Raw genomic sequence first — 19275 nt, 5'->3', positions numbered from 1 at the left:
TGCGACAAAAAAACGCAAAAAAGCAACCCTTCGTCCGGATGAGGGACAAAAGGTTGCTTACCTTCCGTGTCACAATATCGTCGATAACCCAAATAAACTCATTTTTTGAGCATCGTTTCTTCTATTATAACGGGAAAGTTTTAATGTGTCGTGCACAAATTCAAAATGCCTTTTTCTTCGAGCACGCTTACGAGCGTCGAACCCATCTCGGATGGCGTCGGCGCAACTTTGATGCCGCAAGATTCGAGTTTTGCGATTTTTTCCTTCGCCGTGCCTTTACCACCGGAAATGATTGCTCCGGCATGGCCCATGCGTTTGCCCGGAGGCGCAGTTACGCCGCCAATGAAACCTACCACCGGCTTGGTCATATTGTCGCGAACCCACTCGGCTGCTTCTTCTTCCGCAGTCCCTCCGATTTCACCGATCATGATCACGGCATGAGTCTGAGGATCTTCGTTAAAGCGTTTCAGAATATCGATGAACTCGGAACCTTTGACAGGGTCCCCACCAATCCCAACGGCGGAGGATTGACCGATGCCACGAGTTGTCAGCTGGTGTACGGCCTCATACGTCAATGTTCCGCTGCGGGATACTACGCCCACATGTCCTGGTTTATGGATGTACCCCGGCATGATTCCGATTTTGCATTCTCCCGGCGTAATCACGCCCGGACAGTTAGGGCCGATCAGGACCGTCTTTTTGCCTTCCATGAATCGGGAAACCTTCACCATGTCAAGGACCGGAATGCCCTCGGTGATGCAGATCACCAGATCCAGCTCGGCATCCACGGCTTCCATGATGGAATCCGCAGCAAACGCCGGCGGCACATAGATTACGCTTGCCGTCGCTCCTGTCGCTTCTTTAGCTTCAAGAACCGTATTGTAAACCGGAAGGCTTACGACCTCGCCGTTCTCCAGCGTGATGTCCACATTCGTTCCGCCTTTGCCCGGCGTGACGCCGCCGACCATTTGGGTTCCGTAATCCAAAGCGCCCTTCGTATGGAACATTCCTGTTGAACCCGTAATGCCTTGTGTAATGACTTTTGTATTTTTATCGACCAAAATACTCACGTTGCTTCACATCCCCTTACGGTTATTTTTCATGTCCCGGACATGGCTCCGGTACCAAGGAATGAACTTATTTGACGAGGGCAACAATTTTTTGTGCGCCGTCGGCCATGGAATCGGCTGGAACGATATTCAATCCGGATTCGCCCAGAATACGTTTGCCCAATTCCACGTTGGTTCCTTCAAGGCGAACGACAAGCGGTTTCGTCAGGCCGAGCTGCTTCGCGGCTTCAACCACGCCATTGGCAATGACGTCACAGCGCATGATCCCGCCGAAAATGTTAACGAAAATACCTTCGACCTTGGCATCGGACAGAATGATCTTAAACGCTTCGGTGACTTTCTCCGTCGTTGCGCCGCCACCAACGTCCAGGAAGTTGGCCGGGTCTCCGCCGTAATATTTGATAATGTCCATCGTCGCCATCGCCAGTCCCGCGCCATTTACCATACAGCCGATGTTGCCATCCAGCGCTATGTAGCTGAGATCATATTTGGAAGCCTCGATTTCCTTCTCGTCTTCTTCGTCCAAGTCGCGCAGTTCCTGAATATCCTTGTGGCGGAACAATGCGTTGGAATCGAAATTCAACTTCGCGTCCAATGCGATAACGTTTCCATCTCCCGTAACAACGAGCGGATTGATCTCTGCAATGGAACAATCTTTTTCGACAAATGCTGTGTACAACGCAACCATGAACTTCACGGCTTTATTAACCAGCTCATTCGGGATGCCGATGCTGTATGCCAGCTTGCGTGCCTGGAAGACCTGCAATCCGATGGCAGGATCGATCACTTCTTTGAAGATTTTCTCCGGCGTTGCCGCCGCCACTTCTTCAATCTCGGTACCGCCTTCTTCGGATGCCATCATAACGACGCGTCCTGTGGCCCGGTCTACAACTACCCCGACGTAATACTCTTTGCGGATATCGCAGCCCTCTTCGATCAAAAGGCGTTTGACTTCCTTGCCTTCCGGTCCAGTCTGGTGAGTAACCAGCACTTTCCCCAAAATCTCGGATGCATAGGCACGAACTTCATCCGTGCTTTTCGCTACCTTTACGCCGCCTGCTTTTCCGCGGCCTCCGGCGTGAATTTGCGCTTTGACTACAGTCACCGGACTGCCCAGTGCCTCTGCGGCTTCAACCGCTTCATCGACTGTATAAGCAACCTTCCCGTTGGGTACGGCAACTCCATACTGTTTCAGTACTTCTTTTCCTTGATATTCATGGATATTCATTCTCGAATCCTCCTATCAACATGACTGCAACAAGGCGGGTTATGATGACGAACAAAAGACAATTGTTGACTTTTTTTACTTAAACCCAGTCCATTGTAACATGTTTTTAAAACGCTTTCCTTAAAAATGTGGCTGTGAATAGACAGCATTTTGATATGGATTTGATTCCGCAATGTGAATACTTGGATAAAACTGGAAAACCTCCGGTTTTTTACCGAAGGCTCTTCTTGGTCATGGATGATGCTTTATTTTTTTGCTTCTTTCATGTTCGTCTCGTGCACCCTTTGAAGCAGCCCCTTGAATTGATCAAGCAACGTCTGAAATTCGGCGTTGTTCAAGCAAGCATCGCCCTGGATGGAAGCCGGGATCATCAAAGCTTTTTGACGAAGCTCCCGGCCCGGGTCTGTCAGCGTAATCAGCACCTTGCGTTCATCCTGTGCGGAACGTTCACGATGGATGAGGCCGGCCGATTGCAATCGTTTCAGCAAAGGGGTCAACGTCCCCGAATCCAGATACAGCGCCTCGCCGATCTCTTTCACCGTACATTCTCCGCGCTCCCACAACACGAGCATGACAAGATATTGCGAATAGGTTACGCCAAGCTCTTCGAGATAAGGCTGATACATCTTTGTAATTTCGCGTGAACAAGCATATATCGCAAAACATAATTGGTTATCCAGCTTCAAAACGTCTTCCTGCATCCGTTGCTCTCACCTGCCTATATAAACATTCATTCCTAACAATCGTGTTACATGATTCAGGAATCTAACCTCTATATTATCACAAATTAAAAATAAAACAGAATAATTGAACACAAATTATTTTACTTTTCTATTTAATTGTGATAAATTGAATTGTGTAAAATATAATAATAAAACAGGGAGCGATATATCATGATGACGATCCAACAAAAAATGTATGAAACCACAGTGAAAGCAGTAGGCGGCCGCAATGGCTACGTCGAGTCCTCCGTTCCTGAGCTGCGCTTGGATGTCCGTACACCGAAAGAAATGGGCGGTGCCGGCGGAGAAGGCACTAACCCGGAGCAGCTGTTTGCAGCAGGTTACGCGGCTTGTTTCGATAGTGCGCTCAACATGGTTGCACGCATGCAAAAAATCAAGCTGGAAGGCTCCGAGGTAACGGCTACCGTTCATTTCGGCAAAGTCGAGGACGGCGGTTTTGGCATCGCGGTTACGCTGGACGTACTGGCAAAAGGCGTGGACAAAGCCACTGCGGAGAAGCTGGTCGAGGCGGCACATCAAGCATGTCCTTATTCCCGGGCTACACGGGGCAACATCGACGTTGAGTTGAACGTACTGTAATAACCATTTCAAAGGATATGCCCGGAATCTTGCTCGCCGGCCTACTCTTTTTGCGAATACGGAAATACGAAATGTACGGCTGTTCAGGAAACCGGCCGGATTGATCCGCAGTATGGTTCCGAATCGGAGTTGACGCTCGGTTTCCTTTTATATACAATGCTTAATAGATGATTAGGAAGCACCTTCATTCGCGAATCGGCCGCTTTATGCGCAGCCAACACACGAAATGGGGTGTTTCTTTTTATGTACGGAAAATTGCACAGCGCCTGTCTGTACGGCATCGACGGGATGCTCATCGAAGTGGAGACAGACTTGTCCAACGGCCTGCCGCTTACCGCGATTATAGGTTTGCCGGACTCGGCGATCCGCGAGGCTGTCGAACGGGTTCGTGCCGCCATCAAAAACTGCGGGTACCAGTATCCGTTGCAGCGCATCACCATCAATCTGGCGCCGGCGGACCTTCGCAAGGAAGGCTCCTCGTTCGACCTCGCGATTGCCATCGCCCTTCTCGTAACCAGCGGACAATTGGTGCTTCCAGCAGAAGAACGAACATTAATTGTGGGCGAGCTGGCTCTGGACGGATCGGTCAGGCCCGTTCCCGGCGTGCTCGCCATGGTTGATCTGGCCAAACGGCAAGGCTTTACCTCCGTGATCCTGCCTGCCGATAATCTTGCGGAAGGCTCGCTGATCAGCGGAATACAGGTGCATGGTATTCGGCATCTTCAGCATATCGCTCCGAATGCACATGAGCCCGGTTCCGAAGGCAGAGGAACCACGCCGGACGCAGGTCCGGTGGAGCTGCATAACTATGCGCATCTCGAATCTCCTGCCAATGGCACGGGGCCAATGGATTTCGGACAACATGCCGCATCCGCAGCATTACGCGATGACTACGCCGACGTTCTTGGGCAGCATCATGCCAAACGGGCGCTCATGATCGCTGCTGCCGGGATGCATAATATTTTGCTCGTTGGACCTCCCGGGACGGGCAAAACGATGCTGATCAAGCGGCTTCCAACCATCCTCCCGCCATTATCTGACGAAGAAGCGCTGGAAGTGACCAAAATTTTGAGCGCTGCGGGCAAACTGAAAGAAGCCGCATCGGGACTTGTGACAGAACGGCCCTACCGTTCGCCCCATCATACGATATCGACGTCGGGTTTGATTGGAGGAAGCGGCATACCCAAGCCCGGAGAAGTCAGTTTGGCCCACAGGGGCATTCTGTTTCTTGACGAGCTTCCGGAATTTCATCGTCAGGTGCTTGAAGTGTTGCGGCAGCCGCTCGAGGATCATAAGGTGACCATAAGCCGGGCGAGGGCTGCCTTCACCTTCCCTGCCCAGTTCATGCTCGCTTGTTCCATGAACCCATGTCCGTGCGGGTATTTAACCGCCAGAGGCGAGGAACAACGCTGCATCTGCCCTCCGTCTCGCGTCGCGGCTTACCGTGCCAAAATTTCCGGACCGCTGCTGGATCGAATCGACCTTCAGATTGAAGTGCCGCCACCCGGCGAATGGAAACATTCTGCGCCTTCTCCCACATCCGCCGAAATGCAGGCCAATGTCGTGCGTGCCCATCAAATCCAGGCAAAACGCTATGCCGGAAGCGGCATTCGCTGGAACAGCCAGCTTTCCGGCAGGCTGCTTCGGCGTTCTGTACGGCTGCCTGAAGAAGCAGAGCAGTTGTTGCAGCATACGTTGCAAGCATTGCATTTAAGCATGCGCGCCCATGACCGGATCATCAAAATGGCGCAAACGATCGCCGATCTCGATCACGAAGGCGTCATCTTGACGGCACATGTCGCTGAAGCCATTCAATATCGGCAGTTGGATATGAACCTGTTTTGATTTGAAGGGATACAAGGCTTAACCCAGGAAAATTCAACGCAAAAAAGCCCCTTGCTTTATGAAACCTTCATGACCGAAGGCTGCTAGAAAGCTGGGGCTAATTATGATTTGCGCGTTTAACCAATGAGACTCAGCAGTAGAAGCTGTTACACTATTCTCATCGCCTTCGCGAAGATTATTCGAACAGCGTTAATTTTTCTTTGGCCGGCGTCCGCTCCCGGGCAGGTGGAATCACTTCGGGATACCCGAGATAAACCATACCGATAATTTTTTCCCCCGGCTCAATATCCAATAATTCGCGGAATTTCGGAGCGTAAAGGAACGGCTTCGTTACCCAGAACGTTCCGATTTCCTCACTCCAGGCGGCCAGCATAAAGTTTTGCACCAGTGCACTCACGGCTGCGAAATCCTCGTCCCATACGTTTTGCCTTGGGTCCTCTTTCAATACTACCAGAAGCACGGCAGGCACTTGTTTGATATTGGCCGAAAACTTGTTGTCTTCGCCCATCTCTGCATCGATGGCATCGGCAAGCTTCTGTTTGCCCTCGCCGTTGAAAAGCACAAATCTCCATGGCTCCCGCAATTTGTGGTTCGGTGCCCACACGGCCGTGTCCAGCAGCTCAACGATCGTGGAAGTCGGAACCGCTTCTTGTTTGAATTTTTTGACGGTACGGCGGTTTTGAATGGTCTCTCTTACAACGTTATGGGTTTGAATGGAATGGTTCATAAAAATAGGATACCTCCTGCCAATGATATGGTAATGGGTTTGAGATCGAAGTCCGGCAATCAAATATGCGAGATCATTTCCTGTTTTTTAAATCGTACGCCATGCTGCTCCATTATACACCCAGCCAGCGAGCATATTCAAAATACCTACAACAAAAAGAGGCTTGGTCCGAGTGACAAGGATTCTGCCTCGGACATGCCTCTATCAAATTCTCTTATGCGTATGTGCCGCTTGGTCACACCATGGCCTCTCAGAACGCATTGACGATATGATTCACCGAAACGGTCGTTCCGCGATGATCCAGCATCACAGCGACCACGTCAAAACGAACTTGCGGCTGAGATGCCGTCTCCCGGCTTTGCAGATAAACCGCAGCCGTTGAACGAACCTGCTGCATTTTACGGGCATCTACCGATTCTAGGGGCGTTCCGAATTTGGAGACATGGCTTCGACTCCGTACTTCCACAAAAATGACCAGCCCATCCATTTGCGCGATGATATCAATCTCGCCGCTTCGACAACGCCAATTGCGTTCCAGAATCAGGTATCCTTGCTCCTTGAGCCAAGCTAAAGCCGCCTCTTCTCCAATTCTGCCTTTTTGTTGGCGCGTAAGCCTGATTGCCTTGGATGGATTCGACTTGTCGTTTACCATGCGTCTCCATCCTCTTGCGCAGAAGCCATTCGATCGGCACGGTAAATATAAGTCAATATTTCCGCCACCAGTTGATACAGCTCGGCAGGAATCTGCTCGTCCAAATCGAGTTTGGACAACACTTCCACCAGGGCGGCGTCCTCCTGAACGGGAACCCCGTTTTCTTTTGCCTTTTCCAGAATGGCTTCCGCAACTTTGCCTCGTCCTTTGGCTACAACAACGGGAGCATCCGTCTCTCCCGGAATGTATTTCAGCGCAACGGCTTTTTTGGACAACCCCGTGGGCTGAACCTCATCCTTCATATTTTCACGTCCACCCCTTTGTACCGGTCAGGACTATAATCCGAAGCGCTAATTTTCCGTTCGCCTCCAGGCTCTTTATCTGCAGGCCAAGGCTCCGTCCGGAAGCTTAGCAGCTGATACCCCAGCTGATCAAGCGCCTGATGGATGAGTTGTCGTCCGCCTTCCAGCAGCGGTCCCATCCCTTCCCGATCGTTAAGTACCCGCAAACTGACGATATGGTTAACGACCTGTACGTCCACGAGCGTAGGACCAAGGTTTTTCATGTTGAGGTCAAACCACAGCCGGCAATTTGCTGCATCCAGCTCGCCGCGTTGTCCCCGGCGGGACTGGATTTGTACGGAAGCCGTCTCTTCACCGTCGGGACCGATTATCGGGATAAACCAGTGCATCTGCGCAAACGTAGAATTCCGGTCCGTCGTCAGCAGCAGCTGCTGACCGGTAAGATATTGAACGGCTTGGACGGCGGCATCCTTCAGAGCCGCCGGAGCTCCATCGCTGCTTGCAAGCTGCAGCAGCAGGCCCTTCAGCGAGTCCGCGCCAGCCGGACTCGCCGCCTCTCCGGCGCGCGCTTGCGCAGCCGCGCCGTGCACGGCCTGCTGCTCGTGCTCCGCACCGAGCAGCTTCAGCACGCGCCCCACCCACGGGTCCCCCTCGTGGGTGACAGGCGCGTGCCCTGCCGCAGCGCCCGCAGGGGCTGCGGCGGGGCCAGCCGGCGGCGCATCCGCGCCGGCTGGCACGGGCTGCGGCGAGCCTCCGGCAGCCGCAGCCGCTTGGCCGCCCTGCTGCGCGGCAGGGGCGGCCTGGGACGCCGCACCTGGCTGTGCCGGTGCGGCCGTGGATGCGCCGCGCAGCGCATCCAGCAGCGCCAGCAGCCGGGGCGCCAGCTCCGCTGCCGTAGGCGCTGCTGGCGCTGCCTGCGCCGCAGCAGGCGATACCGGGCCTGCCCCGGCTGCGGCAGGCCCTTCCCCGCGGCCGGCTGCACGCCCGGCCGCCCCGGCCTGGCCGTCGATCACGCGGCCAGCTGCTTCACCTGCCGTCCCGGTTCCCGCCGGACGGCCCAACCCCGGCGAGTCCGCATCCATATCTTGCGGACTCGATCCCGGTATTCCGGTGCCTGCCGGAATACCGCCTTTGCCGGCGTTCTCAGTGCCGCCGGCCACCGTCCCTGCCTTCGCGCCTCCGGCTTCGGTCCCGGGCACGCCCGGCTGCGTCCCCGGCTTCGCCGCAGCTGCCGGAGCCTCTCCGGCTCCATTTACCGTTGTCGCCGCGCCCGCCGGAGCCGCCCCCGCCTGTTGCGCTGCCGCAGCCGGTCCTCCGGCAGCGCGACTTCCGCCTGCTGCGGTCCCGTTATCCGCAGCTTCCGCACTGCCCGTCATCGGTGCAGCCGTCGTCGGAGCCACAACCTTGCCGTTCGCCTCTCCATTCTTCCCCGGCGTTTTGCCAGACATCTGCGACAACATTGATTCGAGCTGCTCCGTCAAACCGCTTAACAGTTGATGCAGCGGCGGCCCAAACACGGCCTGATGCAATCCTTTGACCGTTTCCGCCGTCACCGGCAATCCTCTCTGAAATGCAATTCCCGTCGCCTGAACCCATTCCTCTGCCGGAACTTGGGCGGGTTTGGCCGCAAGCATGTTTTGAACCAGGGTCACATTATCCTTGGTCAAGGGCAATCCGCTGCGCTGCATCGCGATCAGCAGCTCCCGATTGCCTTTTGTGTCCGGCAGGCCTACGTCCTGCAGCAATTGATTCATGGAAGCCTGCGGCAGTTCAGACAACGAACCGGCCAGCGGCTTCATCACCGTCATGCCGTTTTCACCGGGCGGCTGCACTTGCAGCAGCGTCGTTTCACCCGCACGAAGCGGTGTTTCCAGCTTTGCCCGCACCTGAACTCCCTGAATTTGCAGGACGGCATCTCCGCCGTCCTCCGAGACGCTGACGACCGACCCCCGTACCACTTGGCCTTCCTTGAGTTCAAGCGGCTTGGCATTTCCAGGCTTGCTATCCCCTAAAATTCCGCGAATCATCGAGCTGATATTCATGATTCCCCCTCCTTTCGTGCTTCTAGATTAAAACAATGTAGGCTGCTCCCCGATCAAATTGCCCAAGAAGCTTCTGCGATGCATTGGCGTAGCGCCAAGAAGCATGATTTGCTCCCGATGAAATTTCGTGGCGTAGCCCTTATGTACAGCCAAACCATAGTCCGGATATAACCTGTTCCATTCCCCTTGGCACAGCCGATCGCGGGTCACCTTGGCTATAATGGACGCTGCCGCGATGGATTGGCTGTTCGCGTCCCCTTTAACGATCGACAACTGCGGGATCTGAACATCCACTTTTTCGGCGTCCACCAGCAAATAGTCCGGCGTCTGGTCAAGCGCATCAACAGCCCGCTTCATGGCCAGCCTGGTCGCCTGCTTGATATTGATGCGATCAATCGTTTCCGCGTCCACGAATCCTACCCCGACGGACACTGCGTTTTCCATGATGATTTCATACAAGGCATCGCGTTTTTTCTCGGACAGCTTTTTCGAATCGTTCACGCCCTCCAGAATCAGTCCTAGCGGCAAAATCACCGCCGCAGTGACCACGTCCCCGAACAGGCAGCCGCGCCCCACCTCATCGATGCCGGCAATGTGTTCAAAACCGCTTGCCCAATATTCCCGTTCATAGAACAGCAAGTCCGTCGAATCGCTGTCTGCATCGTTATGTGCGGGTTCAGTTCGGGCATGCTGATGAATCAGCTCGTCAAACTCCATATTTTCAGTCACTTCATATCCTCTCCTCTGCCCATGCTTGTTCCTGGCAAATCATATATGCGGTTACGGCACCCTATTTTCTTTAGACGCCATATCCTTTCAATTGTTTTCACAAAATATGGTTTAAAGGGGAGTCCGGGGATCGGCAGCCGCTTCCGATGCAGATTTCCTTCAGAACGTTTTAGGCAATGCCTCGCTTCTCCAGACTCGTTCTGCCCGTTCATCCCGTCACGATCAATTTCTTATTTTATCGGTCACTTATGCTTAAAATTGAATATATCCTGTCCCTCGTTCCCACGAACAGCCCTGCTCTTCATCATACCATGCATGGAAATACGCTGAATATATGTAAGACCCATTTCCATCTTTTGCAAGCCTGCCGAACAAAATCTGCCCCTATTTGAATTTACGCTCGATCTGTCAGACCGGATCGAGAGCCCCGGGGAATATAAAACGCAAAAATCGGCCGTTCCCGACAATCCGGTAACGGCCGATTCTTTCGGCATCTTGCATATGGTTTAGTATGGTGCTTCCATCGAGTACCGCCCCATTTTGCCTGCACGCAGCTCCCGCAGGAACGTTCGGGACGCCTTTTCCAGATCCACGCGCCCGCCGCTGACGATGCAGCCGCGTTTGCGTCCGACCTGTTCCATGATGGCAATGACGTCATCCGACTCGTCCGCATTCCGCGAGAACTCCTGCAGATCAAAACGCTCTTCAAGTGCCTCCCAGTAATAACGCATGAGATAGCCGATGGCAAAAAAGGCGATATCTTCGGCATTCAAAATTTCTTCTTTGATGGCCCCCGTTACCGCCAAGCGATAACCGACGTTCTGATCCTCAAATTTGGGCCACAAAATGCCCGGTGTATCCAGCAATTCCATTTCCTTGCCAACCTTGATCCATTGCTGCCCTTTGGTCACGCCCGGACGATCCCCCGTTGCCGCAATGTTGCGTCCGGCAAGCCGGTTGATCAGCGTCGATTTGCCGACGTTCGGAATGCCCACGATCAAGGCGCGGATAGCTCTGGGGTTCATACCTTTGGCCAACTGGCGTTCGATCTTTTCTTTCAGCAGCAATCGGGCCTGTGCCGGAATATCCTTCACATTGGTGCCTGTCGAGGCATCTACGGGAAATGCAGTAATGCCTTCCTCTTTGAAATAGGCAATCCATTCTTGCGTCACTTTCGGATCGGCCAGATCGGCTTTGTTCAGCAAAATCATTCTTGGCTTGCCCTGCAAAATTTCGTCAATCATCGGATTGCGGCTGGAGACAGGCAGACGGGCATCCAGCAGTTCGATGACCACGTCAATCAGCTTTAACTTATCCTGAATCTGGCGTCTGGCTCGGGTCATATGACCTGGAAACCATTGTATCGTCACCTTGTCTTCACCTCGTTGTTTACTTAAAAATCATCCCTGGATCAGTTAATCCACTTCACGTCGCTGATCGGCCAGAAAATCACGTCTGCGCGACCTACGATATCGCCAAGCGGCACATAACCGATCATTCGGCTGTCCGTACTGTTCGGACGGTTATCCCCCATCACGAAAACGTGACCTTCAGGCACCTTTCCGTCAGGGAACTGCTCATTCGGGAAGTCCTTCACGTTGTAGGTTCCCCCATTTGCTTCCGCAGCATCAATCGCGCCCTGAATGTAGGTTTCATTCACTTTTTCTCCATTCACCAATACGGTATCTCCCTTGACTTCAACCGTATCGCCGGCAACGGCAATGACGCGCTTAATGAAATCGCGGCCTTCCGAAGGCACGTGGAAGACGATAACCTCACCGCGTTTCGGTTCGCGGATGTCGTACAAAATTTCATTGACGATCACCCGTTCGCCGGTATGAAAATTCGGCTGCATCGAAGGCCCGTCCACCACAAACGGCTTAAACAGCAGCCAACGAATCAAAACGACCAAAACCAATGCAATCGCAATCGCTTTGATCCATTCCACGATTTCATTTTTGGCTTTCTTGGATCGACTGCCATTCTCTTCGGCAGGTTTGCCGTGGTCCTGTTGAACTTCTTGTTCCATCACTGATCTTCCTCTCTTCACGGTACATGTTTACAGCCAATAACACATTCAGCATACTGCCGCTCACGATCGTTGTCCTTCCATGCAAGCAGTGATGCCGACCATCAGTTATGTAAATCGAAACGTAAGCATCTACGTGCATTTGTATGGCGATGCTATCCCCATGTCTTACGAAAATAACTGATTTTACAAAGCCTCCCGGACTTTTGCGCATGTGTCGCTATACCATTTTACTCGGAAGTGTACCTCCGGTTCAACTTTTCCCAGACAAAAACGAAAAGGGCTTGTTTCCAAGCCCTCTCCGTTATCCGTTATATTAACGAATTTCTTTAATTCTCGCTGCTTTACCGCGCAGTTCACGAAGATAATAAAGCTTCGCACGACGCACTTTACCACGGCGAGCCACTTCGATTCTATCGATTTTTGGGGAATGAAGCGGGAATGTTCTTTCCACACCTACACCGTAAGAAATTTTACGAACCGTAAAAGTCTCACTGATTCCGCCACCACGGCGCTTGATCACAACACCTTCAAACAACTGGATACGCTCACGAGTTCCCTCGATAACCTTAACGTGCACTTTCAAAGTGTCACCAGGGCGGAAACTTGGCACATCCTTGCGAAGTTGTTCTTGAGTAATCGCTTGGACGATATTCATCTATGACTCCCTCCTTCCGTACAGGCGTTCATACTTCTTCCGGAGACTACGATGTCTCCATCATTATCCATAGAGGACCGCCGTATTCCACACAACAGAAATATTGTACCATGCACAAATTCAAAACACAAGGATATCTCCAAAAAATTATGCATATTAAACCAAAAATTCTGATAACAATGATTTGTCACAACTTAAAAACCTGTATAAACACCCGAATCCATCTTATATCCGCTCCCCATGAAGTGGAGCAATCACAATAATGTAACTTTCTCTTCGATTCATTCGTCTATGATAGAGCTTGTCGGCAACAAGCACTTTGTCGATGCGCGGATTTTCAATAGAAGGAGCTTTGTCATTATGAAACCAATCAAAAAAATCATGCTCGCCCTGCTCGCTGCACTTACATGTTTTGTGACATTGTACGTATATGCAGTCAATCATCCCACCAATGCTTTATCGCATAAGGCATGTACCTCGTGGGACATGGTGAAGCGGAAAGCATTTCTCATCTCCCATCCGGATTACTCCAATGTTCCGAAACTCGATCCATCATTTAAGGTTCAGCCCGGGACGGCAACCGAGGTTCCGGTACTGATGTACCATTACATAGAACCCAAAGCGGATAATCGCGAACCAGGCAACAAATCGATCATCACTCTCGAGGCTTTTGAGCAAAACATGAAATTTTTGCACGATGAAGGATACCAGACCGTGACGCTGGAACAGTTGGAACAATACGTGAAGGGCCAGATTTCCTTGCCTCAAAAATCCATTGTTATCACTTTTGACGACGGTTATCAGAACAACTATACCCTTGGGTATCCCATACTCAAAAAGTACAATTTTCATGCTTCCCAGTTCGTGATCGGCAGCAAAATCGAGGAGCGTCCCGTCCATTTTGATCCGGCCAAGAAATCATTCATATCCAAACAGGAAATGCAAGCGGCTTCGGACGTATTTGAATTCAACAGCCATACTTACAACCTTCATCACAAAGGCTTCATGCGCTGCGGCGAAAGCGTACCGGTCGGACTGGATACCACCCTCCTGAACGGCGACATCGAGCAGATGAAAGAGATTGCCGGGATCGATACGCCATATCTGGCTTATCCTTTTGGTTACACCAGCACGCAAATGATTTATAAGCTTCAACAAAACGGTTACCGTATGGCGTTCTCGGTGCGTCCCGGGTTTGTGCGGCCGGGAGACAATCCCATGAAGCTTCCAAGGTTAACTGTAACAACAGACACGGAGCTATCCGCATTGCTTCAACCCGAACAAAAGAGGGACTAATTCTTCCTTTTCCAACCACTCGGAAATGTCTGTACATTTGGATATACTTCTCCTACAAAGAGCATATCCCGCATCGTGATCATTATACTTCCCCACCCGGATAAAGAGTCGAGCTATACAGTCGTTTGGACTGTGGCTGGGCTCTTTCGGTCTGGGCCTGTTCTAGGCTTAACGGGGAGCTCGAATAGATGACAGCTTCCAGAGCATCGTAAATAATGACCTGTTCGCGTCCGCTTTGGCAGAGGTCCGCATGAACCGCATACCCCTCTTTGCCAAAGGATGCAACCGTTTCCATATCTCCGTTGATCAATGACGGGAGCACGCCCCCTCCCCTGCGATAAGCTAAAATATAATCAAGCCCGCTGTCGTCCCACTTACGTACAGGCTCGATGATCGTAAGCCAGCCGCGGGTCGTCCGGTTCTCCTTCCATATTTCTTGACCCGCAGCATCCAGCAAAAACATGCCGTCAAGACCCTGTTCGTCCCCGCGAACAATACGGTCCAATCCCGCCACCTGCAAGCCTTTCAGGCCATCGCAAAACGTTCCGAGCGCAACGTGCTGCGATTCGATTGAACCGGTATAACGCCATTTCTCGTTACCCTGGAGATCCATCATTACCGTCACGCTTCCCCCGATGACAATCTCGGTCTTTCCATCGCCATCCACGTCGCCAAACCAGATGCAGTCCGCGTGATCCTCCAGGTCCCTGCAGGACCACAGTAACGTGCCATCATGATCGAGCATGTCATACCCGGCCATCACTTCGTGCCGCCCGTCACCGTCGATGTCATACACCCACGGGAAATGCCCGGTGTTGCCCTCATGCTTCCACAACAGTTCAAACTCATGGTTCAATGCCCACATCGTTTTATAACGATCTTTTAAAATAACGTCCATTTTCTGTGGTTCACCCGTAAGGTTCGCCAAAATAATGCAATCATGCGCCTGCTCGCCGGGTAAGGCATGGCTTTCTTTGATTTCCCCCGTAGTCCCGTCCAACACCAGAAATCGCTTCTCCATGACACAAACCACTTCATTGCTGCCGTCTCCATCCCAGTCCGCAATTTGGGCCGGATAATCCGATCCCGGTCCGCCTGCATCCGGATCAGGAGACCCTACTTGCCATAAAAGCTCTCCGGTCAGGTCATACGCCGTCAAACAACGTACCTGATGTGGAACATAACGATCATCGATCCCGCCATCGGCTTGTACCAACAGCATCTCCAACCTGCCATCGCCGTTCAGGTCACCAAGCAGCATTTTGCAGCGCAGGCCTGCTTGGCTGATATCGACTCTGCCCACCTCATGCGTTTGGTCGTTCATGTCATTTCCGCCTCCCCATTTGTTCGGTCCATCAACTTCACATTCAACGATAAGCATTTTTACCATTATTTACAACCTATTTTTGAGAAAAGGGAGAACAACCTATCCAAAAAAAAGAGCAACCTTGCCCAATGCAAGATGTGCTCTTTTGATCAACGCTATGGAGAATCTTCGGACCGATCATCGGTCCCCTGATCCGGTTTCCTGTTTCTTCGAACGAAGCTTGTCCAGCCACTCGCGTTCTTTCTTGGACAGCTCCGCCGTTTCGAGCAGGTCCGGCCTGCGCTCCAGCGTGCGGAGCAGCGACTGCTCCCTGCGCCAGGCTTCGATATTCGAATGATGTCCTGACAGCAGCACATCCGGCACCTTCATGCCTCTGAATTCCGGCGGTCGGGTGTAATGCGGGTACTCCAACAGCCCCGTGCTGAACGAATCGGTCACCGCACTCGTTTCATTGCCCAGCACGCCCGGAATAAGTCGTGCAATGCTGTCAATGGCCACCATGGCCGGCAATTCGCCTCCAGTCAGCACGTAGTCCCCAATGGACAGCTCGTCCGTGACGAGGAATTCGCGAATTCGTTCATCGTAACCCTCATAATGGCCGCATATAAAAATCAGGTGATCCTCCTGCACGAGTTCTTCCGCCTTTTTCTGCGTGAAGGTCTCTCCTTGCGGGCACATCAGTATGATGCGCGGCCGTTTCCCTTCAGGTCCCCGCTGCTGCACGACATCCTCCACGGCTGCGAAGATCGGATCAGGCTTAAGCACCATTCCGCCTCCGCCGCCATAAGGGGTATCATCCACCGTATGATGTTTGTTGTTGGCATAGTCCCGAAAATTGACGGCATTCAGGGAAACCAGCCCTTTTGCCTGGGCTTTGCCCAAAATGCTTGAACCAAACACACCTTCGAACATTTCCGGGAATAACGTCAGTACATCGACCTTCATCCTATAGTAACCCTTCCATCAGATGAATTTTGACCTGCTGCTGCTCGATGTCCACATCCAGTACAACGTCGTCAATCACCGGAATCAGCACTTCTTTGCCGGCAGATGTCTTAACGACCCATACATCATTGGCGCCGGGTGTCAAAATGTCTGTAATCTTGCCCAGTGTATCGCCTTCTTCAGTGACGACGGAGCAGCCGATAATTTGATGGAAATAATATTCGTTTTCCTCCAGCTCGGCAAGGTCTTCCTTCGAAACCTTGGCCATACCGCCTTTGAATTTCTCCACCTCGTTAATGTTGCCAAATTCCTTAAAACGAACGATATACATGTTTTTGTGCGGACGAGCCGCTTCAACCTTTGCCAATACGGATTGCCCGTCAGGCATGAACAAATAAAGCTCTGCATTTTTGGCAAAGCGAACTTCAGGAAAGTCCGTGGTGGGCATGATTTTCAGTTCACCGCGGATGCCGTGAGTGTTAACGATTTTACCTACATTCATGAATTGTGACATACGTTCCTCCTGCATTTCATTCAACCCATCGCTATGATTGTAAGTTTCAGCATGTACGAAAAGGGGCTAGGACATGCATCCTAACCCCCTTTCGTATATCTTTAAGATATGATATCAACGGTAACCCGTTTATCCATCTTAACTGCTGCTGACGTGACGACCGTACGCAGAGATTTCGCGATTCGCCCTTGCTTGCCGATCACCTTTCCGACATCGTCGGGATGAACGGTCAGCTCGTAAACGACGAGCCGATCCTTCTCCACCGTTCGAACTGCCACATCTTCCGGATGATCGACCAAAGCCTTAGCAATTGTACTTACTAATTCTTCCATAGATGACCCTCCGAATCAGCAACTTATTTCGATTGTTTGGACTCGTGGAACTTTTTCATCACGCCCGCTTTGCTCAGCAAGTTGCGAACAGTGTCGGATGCTTGCGCACCGTTTTGGAGCCATTGCAATGCTTTATCTTCATCGATTTTGACAACTGCCGGTTGTTCAACCGGGTTGTAGTAACCGATCTCCTCGATAAAACGACCATCACGCGGGGAACGGGAATCCGATACCACGACGCGGTAGAAAGGAGCTTTGTGAGCACCCATACGTTTCAGACGAATACGAACTGCCATTTTGAACATTCACCTCCTTCAACGAAATCTGTTGCCTATCATTCAGCTGCCCATGCCATCAACGGAAAGGAAATTTCATTCCCTTGCCCAAGCCTTTGAGCTGCTTCATCGCTTTGTTTTTACCGCCTTTAGGGCCCATCATGTCGGACAATTGCTTCATCATGCGCCGCATTTCATCGAATTGCTTAATCAGGCGGTTGACTTCCGCAAGCGAAGTTCCGCTGCCTGTTGCAATCCGTTTCCGGCGGCTGTGGTTGATGAGGTCCGGATTTCGTTTCTCTTCCGTTGTCATCGAGAACACGATCGCTTCGATGCGTCCCATTTGTTTGTCATCGACTTTAAGGTCCTTGGCTTGTTTCATCTTGCCCATGCCGGGTATCATGTCCATGATCTGGTCGATCGGTCCCAGCTTTTTCACCTGATCCATTTGCTCCAGGAAATCCTCGAACGTAAATTCGGCATTACGCATTTTACGTTCCATTTCCTTCGCTTTTTCGGTATCGATGTTGGACTGGGCTTTCTCGATCAATGAGAGCATGTCGCCCATCCCCAGAATACGGGATGCCATTCGTTCCGGATGGAAAGGCTCCAGTGCATCAAGCTTTTCGCCGAGCGAAGCAAACTTGATCGGGCAACCGGTAACGGCTTTTACCGACAAAGCGGCACCGCCGCGCGTATCGCCATCCAGCTTGGTCAGAACAACGCCGGTCAACTCAAGCTGGTTGTTGAAATGCTCAGCCACGTTAACGGCATCCTGACCCGTCATGCTGTCCACGACAAGCAGTACTTCGTCCGGATTTACCGTGCTATGGATCTGGCGCAATTCCTCCATCAACTGTTCATCGACGTGCAGGCGGCCTGCCGTATCGATAATGACGTAATCATTGCCGTTCTCCTTGGCGTGCTGCAAACCTTGGCGAGCAATCTCTACCGGGCTTGTCTGGTCTCCCAGGCTAAAGACCGGAGCCTTCAGCTGCTCACCGAGCACCTGCAGCTGCTTGATGGCTGCCGGACGATAAATGTCGCCCGCCACCAACAATGGACGGCTGTTTTGCTTCTGCAGCATTTTGGCAAGTTTGCCGGATGTGGTCGTTTTCCCCGCACCCTGCAAACCGACCATCATGATCACCGTCGGCGGTTTGTTGGCCTTGGCCAGCTTGGACTGGCTTCCGCCCATCAGCTCCGTCAACTCTTTGTTAACGATGTCGATGATGACCATGCCTGGCGTAAAGCTGTCCATCACTTCTTTGCCGACAGCCTTTTCTTTCACCTTGGCGATGAATTCCTTGACCACTTTGAAGTTTACGTCCGCTTCGAGCAATGCCAGACGAACCTCGCGCATCGCTTCGGCAACATCTTCTTCGGACACTTTGCCTTTGCCGCGCAGCTTGCTGAACACATTTTGCAGTCGGGTCGTCAATCCTTCAAATGCCATGATCCCACCTCCTTAGCCTTTATACTGTTTCATACCGATTTGGTTTCATCCAAGATTGCCGATCAATCCGCTAACTGACGAACCAGATCGTTTATTTGTTTGTCGTTATCCACGGAAACGCCTGCGCGTTCCAATGCCATTCGCAATTGTTCCAAAGTACGGCCGCGCCGTTCATGCTTCTCCAGCAAGCCCAGCTTGCTTTCGTAGTTTTCCAGCACCTGCTCCGCACGCTTGATATGCTCATATACCGCCTGGCGGCTGATCTCGAACTCGGCAGCAATCTCACCGAGCGAGAAGTCATCATGAAAGTAATACTTCAAAAATGTTTGCTGCTTCTCCGTAAGCAATGGCTCATAGAAAGCAAATAGCAAGTTTATCCGGTTTGTCTTGTCCAGCCGGTTCTCTTGACTCACATCGGGGCACTCCCTTCGTCAAGGAAAAACACTTTACACTCTTGCAACGTTCCTTATCATACCCAAAACAAAACCGGATGTCAAGCAAAAATACTTGTCACAATCTTTTTTCC

21 protein-coding genes are annotated in these 19275 nt (G+C 51.9%); 3 read left to right on the top strand and 18 right to left on the bottom strand.

The features are described 5' to 3' along the window. Positions 1-140: 140 nt before the first annotated feature. From sucD to MKY59_RS10445, 3 genes are all read right to left on the bottom strand, one after another. Positions 141-1070 carry a succinate--CoA ligase subunit alpha gene (sucD, locus tag MKY59_RS10455; RefSeq protein ID WP_339277448.1) on the bottom strand — a complete coding sequence of 310 codons (930 nt, stop codon included), beginning with the start codon at positions 1068-1070 and terminating at the stop codon, positions 141-143. A 67-nt stretch (positions 1071-1137) separates the two neighbouring features. Next, the gene (gene sucC, locus MKY59_RS10450; protein ID WP_236417064.1) at positions 1138-2298 is read right to left on the bottom strand and encodes an ADP-forming succinate--CoA ligase subunit beta; all 1161 of its coding nucleotides are present in this window, start codon (positions 2296-2298) and stop codon (positions 1138-1140) included. A 245-nt stretch (positions 2299-2543) separates the two neighbouring features. Then, positions 2544-2999, bottom strand: coding sequence for a MarR family transcriptional regulator (locus tag MKY59_RS10445; protein WP_236417061.1), 456 nt, complete (start codon positions 2997-2999; stop codon positions 2544-2546). Positions 3000-3191: 192 nt separating this feature from the next. Between MKY59_RS10445 and MKY59_RS10440 the strand changes: the two genes are divergently transcribed. After that, on the top strand, positions 3192-3620 hold the full coding sequence (locus MKY59_RS10440) for an organic hydroperoxide resistance protein (RefSeq protein WP_236417060.1): 429 nt from the start codon (positions 3192-3194) through the stop codon (positions 3618-3620). 243 nt (positions 3621-3863) lie between these two features. After that, positions 3864-5465 (top strand): YifB family Mg chelatase-like AAA ATPase, encoded by a 1602-nt coding sequence (locus MKY59_RS10435; RefSeq protein ID WP_339277445.1) that lies wholly within the window; start codon positions 3864-3866, stop codon positions 5463-5465. 175 nt (positions 5466-5640) lie between these two features. Here MKY59_RS10435 and MKY59_RS10430 read toward each other — a convergent pair whose 3' ends face one another. The 8 genes from MKY59_RS10430 to rplS all read right to left on the bottom strand — a co-directional run bounded on the left by MKY59_RS10430 (position 5641) and on the right by rplS (position 12604). Then, positions 5641-6192, bottom strand: coding sequence for a nitroreductase (locus tag MKY59_RS10430; protein ID WP_339277443.1), 552 nt, complete (start codon positions 6190-6192; stop codon positions 5641-5643). A gap of 250 nt (positions 6193-6442) precedes the next feature. Next, complete coding sequence (locus MKY59_RS10425) at positions 6443-6844, bottom strand: YraN family protein (RefSeq protein ID WP_339277441.1); 402 nt, start codon at positions 6842-6844, stop codon at positions 6443-6445. Further along, the gene (locus tag MKY59_RS10420; protein ID WP_339277439.1) at positions 6838-7146 is read right to left on the bottom strand and encodes an EscU/YscU/HrcU family type III secretion system export apparatus switch protein; all 309 of its coding nucleotides are present in this window, start codon (positions 7144-7146) and stop codon (positions 6838-6840) included. The genes MKY59_RS10425 and MKY59_RS10420 overlap by 7 nt, the downstream gene beginning before the upstream one ends. Then, a complete protein-coding gene (locus MKY59_RS10415; protein WP_339277437.1) occupies positions 7143-9188 on the bottom strand; it encodes a DNA ligase in 2046 nt (681 codons plus the stop codon). The genes MKY59_RS10420 and MKY59_RS10415 overlap by 4 nt, the downstream gene beginning before the upstream one ends. Before the next feature lie 27 nt (positions 9189-9215). Next, on the bottom strand, positions 9216-9917 hold the full coding sequence (locus MKY59_RS10410) for a ribonuclease HII (protein WP_339277435.1): 702 nt from the start codon (positions 9915-9917) through the stop codon (positions 9216-9218). 506 nt (positions 9918-10423) lie between these two features. Further along, positions 10424-11287, bottom strand: coding sequence for a ribosome biogenesis GTPase YlqF (gene ylqF, locus MKY59_RS10405; RefSeq protein WP_236417801.1), 864 nt, complete (start codon positions 11285-11287; stop codon positions 10424-10426). Positions 11288-11328: 41 nt separating this feature from the next. Next, positions 11329-11946, bottom strand: a complete 618-nt coding sequence (lepB, locus tag MKY59_RS10400) for a signal peptidase I (protein ID WP_236417802.1) — start codon at positions 11944-11946, stop codon at positions 11329-11331. A gap of 316 nt (positions 11947-12262) precedes the next feature. Then, on the bottom strand, positions 12263-12604 hold the full coding sequence (rplS, locus tag MKY59_RS10395) for a 50S ribosomal protein L19 (RefSeq protein WP_236417803.1): 342 nt from the start codon (positions 12602-12604) through the stop codon (positions 12263-12265). Between the two features lie 360 nt (positions 12605-12964). Here rplS and MKY59_RS10390 point away from each other — a divergent pair, with 360 nt between their 5' ends. Continuing rightward, on the top strand, positions 12965-13900 hold the full coding sequence (locus MKY59_RS10390) for a polysaccharide deacetylase family protein (RefSeq protein ID WP_339277433.1): 936 nt from the start codon (positions 12965-12967) through the stop codon (positions 13898-13900). Positions 13901-13982: 82 nt separating this feature from the next. On the opposite strand, the gene MKY59_RS10385 is transcribed toward MKY59_RS10390, so the two are convergent. From MKY59_RS10385 to MKY59_RS10355, 7 genes are all read right to left on the bottom strand, one after another. Beyond that, positions 13983-15224, bottom strand: a complete 1242-nt coding sequence (locus MKY59_RS10385) for a hypothetical protein (protein ID WP_339277432.1) — start codon at positions 15222-15224, stop codon at positions 13983-13985. Between the two features lie 180 nt (positions 15225-15404). Then, a complete protein-coding gene (gene trmD, locus MKY59_RS10380; protein WP_236417808.1) occupies positions 15405-16172 on the bottom strand; it encodes a tRNA (guanosine(37)-N1)-methyltransferase TrmD in 768 nt (255 codons plus the stop codon). A gap of 1 nt (position 16173) precedes the next feature. Beyond that, entirely contained in the window at positions 16174-16686 is a 513-nt protein-coding gene (rimM, locus tag MKY59_RS10375; protein ID WP_236417817.1) for a ribosome maturation factor RimM, read from the bottom strand. A gap of 101 nt (positions 16687-16787) precedes the next feature. Then, positions 16788-17018 (bottom strand): KH domain-containing protein, encoded by a 231-nt coding sequence (locus MKY59_RS10370; protein ID WP_236417819.1) that lies wholly within the window; start codon positions 17016-17018, stop codon positions 16788-16790. A gap of 23 nt (positions 17019-17041) precedes the next feature. Further along, a complete protein-coding gene (rpsP, locus tag MKY59_RS10365) occupies positions 17042-17314 on the bottom strand; it encodes a 30S ribosomal protein S16 (protein ID WP_236417820.1) in 273 nt (90 codons plus the stop codon). A 58-nt stretch (positions 17315-17372) separates the two neighbouring features. Continuing rightward, positions 17373-18749, bottom strand: coding sequence for a signal recognition particle protein (ffh, locus tag MKY59_RS10360; RefSeq protein WP_236417822.1), 1377 nt, complete (start codon positions 18747-18749; stop codon positions 17373-17375). A gap of 62 nt (positions 18750-18811) precedes the next feature. Then, positions 18812-19162, bottom strand: a complete 351-nt coding sequence (locus MKY59_RS10355) for a putative DNA-binding protein (RefSeq protein WP_236417823.1) — start codon at positions 19160-19162, stop codon at positions 18812-18814. Positions 19163-19275: the final 113 nt, after the last annotated feature.

It is taken from the genome of Paenibacillus sp. FSL W8-0426 (assembly GCF_037969725.1).
Taxonomy (GTDB): Bacteria; Bacillota; Bacilli; order Paenibacillales; family Paenibacillaceae; genus Paenibacillus; species Paenibacillus hubeiensis.
This window is presented reverse-complemented; position numbering and strand designations above follow the sequence as displayed.

Coding starts and splice junctions, on each gene's coding strand:
- MKY59_RS10370 (WP_236417819.1), bottom strand. CDS start 17,018: ATGGAAGAATTAGTAAGTACAATTGCTAAGGCTTTGGTCGATCATCCG.
- ffh (WP_236417822.1), bottom strand. CDS start 18,749: ATGGCATTTGAAGGATTGACGACCCGACTGCAAAATGTGTTCAGCAAG.
- lepB (WP_236417802.1), bottom strand. CDS start 11,946: ATGGAACAAGAAGTTCAACAGGACCACGGCAAACCTGCCGAAGAGAAT.
- MKY59_RS10435 (WP_339277445.1), top strand. CDS start 3,864: ATGTACGGAAAATTGCACAGCGCCTGTCTGTACGGCATCGACGGGATG.
- MKY59_RS10430 (WP_339277443.1), bottom strand. CDS start 6,192: ATGAACCATTCCATTCAAACCCATAACGTTGTAAGAGAGACCATTCAA.
- trmD (WP_236417808.1), bottom strand. CDS start 16,172: ATGAAGGTCGATGTACTGACGTTATTCCCGGAAATGTTCGAAGGTGTG.
- MKY59_RS10440 (WP_236417060.1), top strand. CDS start 3,192: ATGATGACGATCCAACAAAAAATGTATGAAACCACAGTGAAAGCAGTA.
- MKY59_RS10425 (WP_339277441.1), bottom strand. CDS start 6,844: ATGGTAAACGACAAGTCGAATCCATCCAAGGCAATCAGGCTTACGCGC.
- MKY59_RS10385 (WP_339277432.1), bottom strand. CDS start 15,224: ATGAACGACCAAACGCATGAGGTGGGCAGAGTCGATATCAGCCAAGCA.
- MKY59_RS10390 (WP_339277433.1), top strand. CDS start 12,965: ATGAAACCAATCAAAAAAATCATGCTCGCCCTGCTCGCTGCACTTACA.
- sucC (WP_236417064.1), bottom strand. CDS start 2,298: ATGAATATCCATGAATATCAAGGAAAAGAAGTACTGAAACAGTATGGA.
- rpsP (WP_236417820.1), bottom strand. CDS start 17,314: ATGGCAGTTCGTATTCGTCTGAAACGTATGGGTGCTCACAAAGCTCCT.
- MKY59_RS10420 (WP_339277439.1), bottom strand. CDS start 7,146: ATGAAGGATGAGGTTCAGCCCACGGGGTTGTCCAAAAAAGCCGTTGCG.
- MKY59_RS10415 (WP_339277437.1), bottom strand. CDS start 9,188: ATGAATATCAGCTCGATGATTCGCGGAATTTTAGGGGATAGCAAGCCT.
- rimM (WP_236417817.1), bottom strand. CDS start 16,686: ATGTCACAATTCATGAATGTAGGTAAAATCGTTAACACTCACGGCATC.
- MKY59_RS10445 (WP_236417061.1), bottom strand. CDS start 2,999: ATGCAGGAAGACGTTTTGAAGCTGGATAACCAATTATGTTTTGCGATA.
- rplS (WP_236417803.1), bottom strand. CDS start 12,604: ATGAATATCGTCCAAGCGATTACTCAAGAACAACTTCGCAAGGATGTG.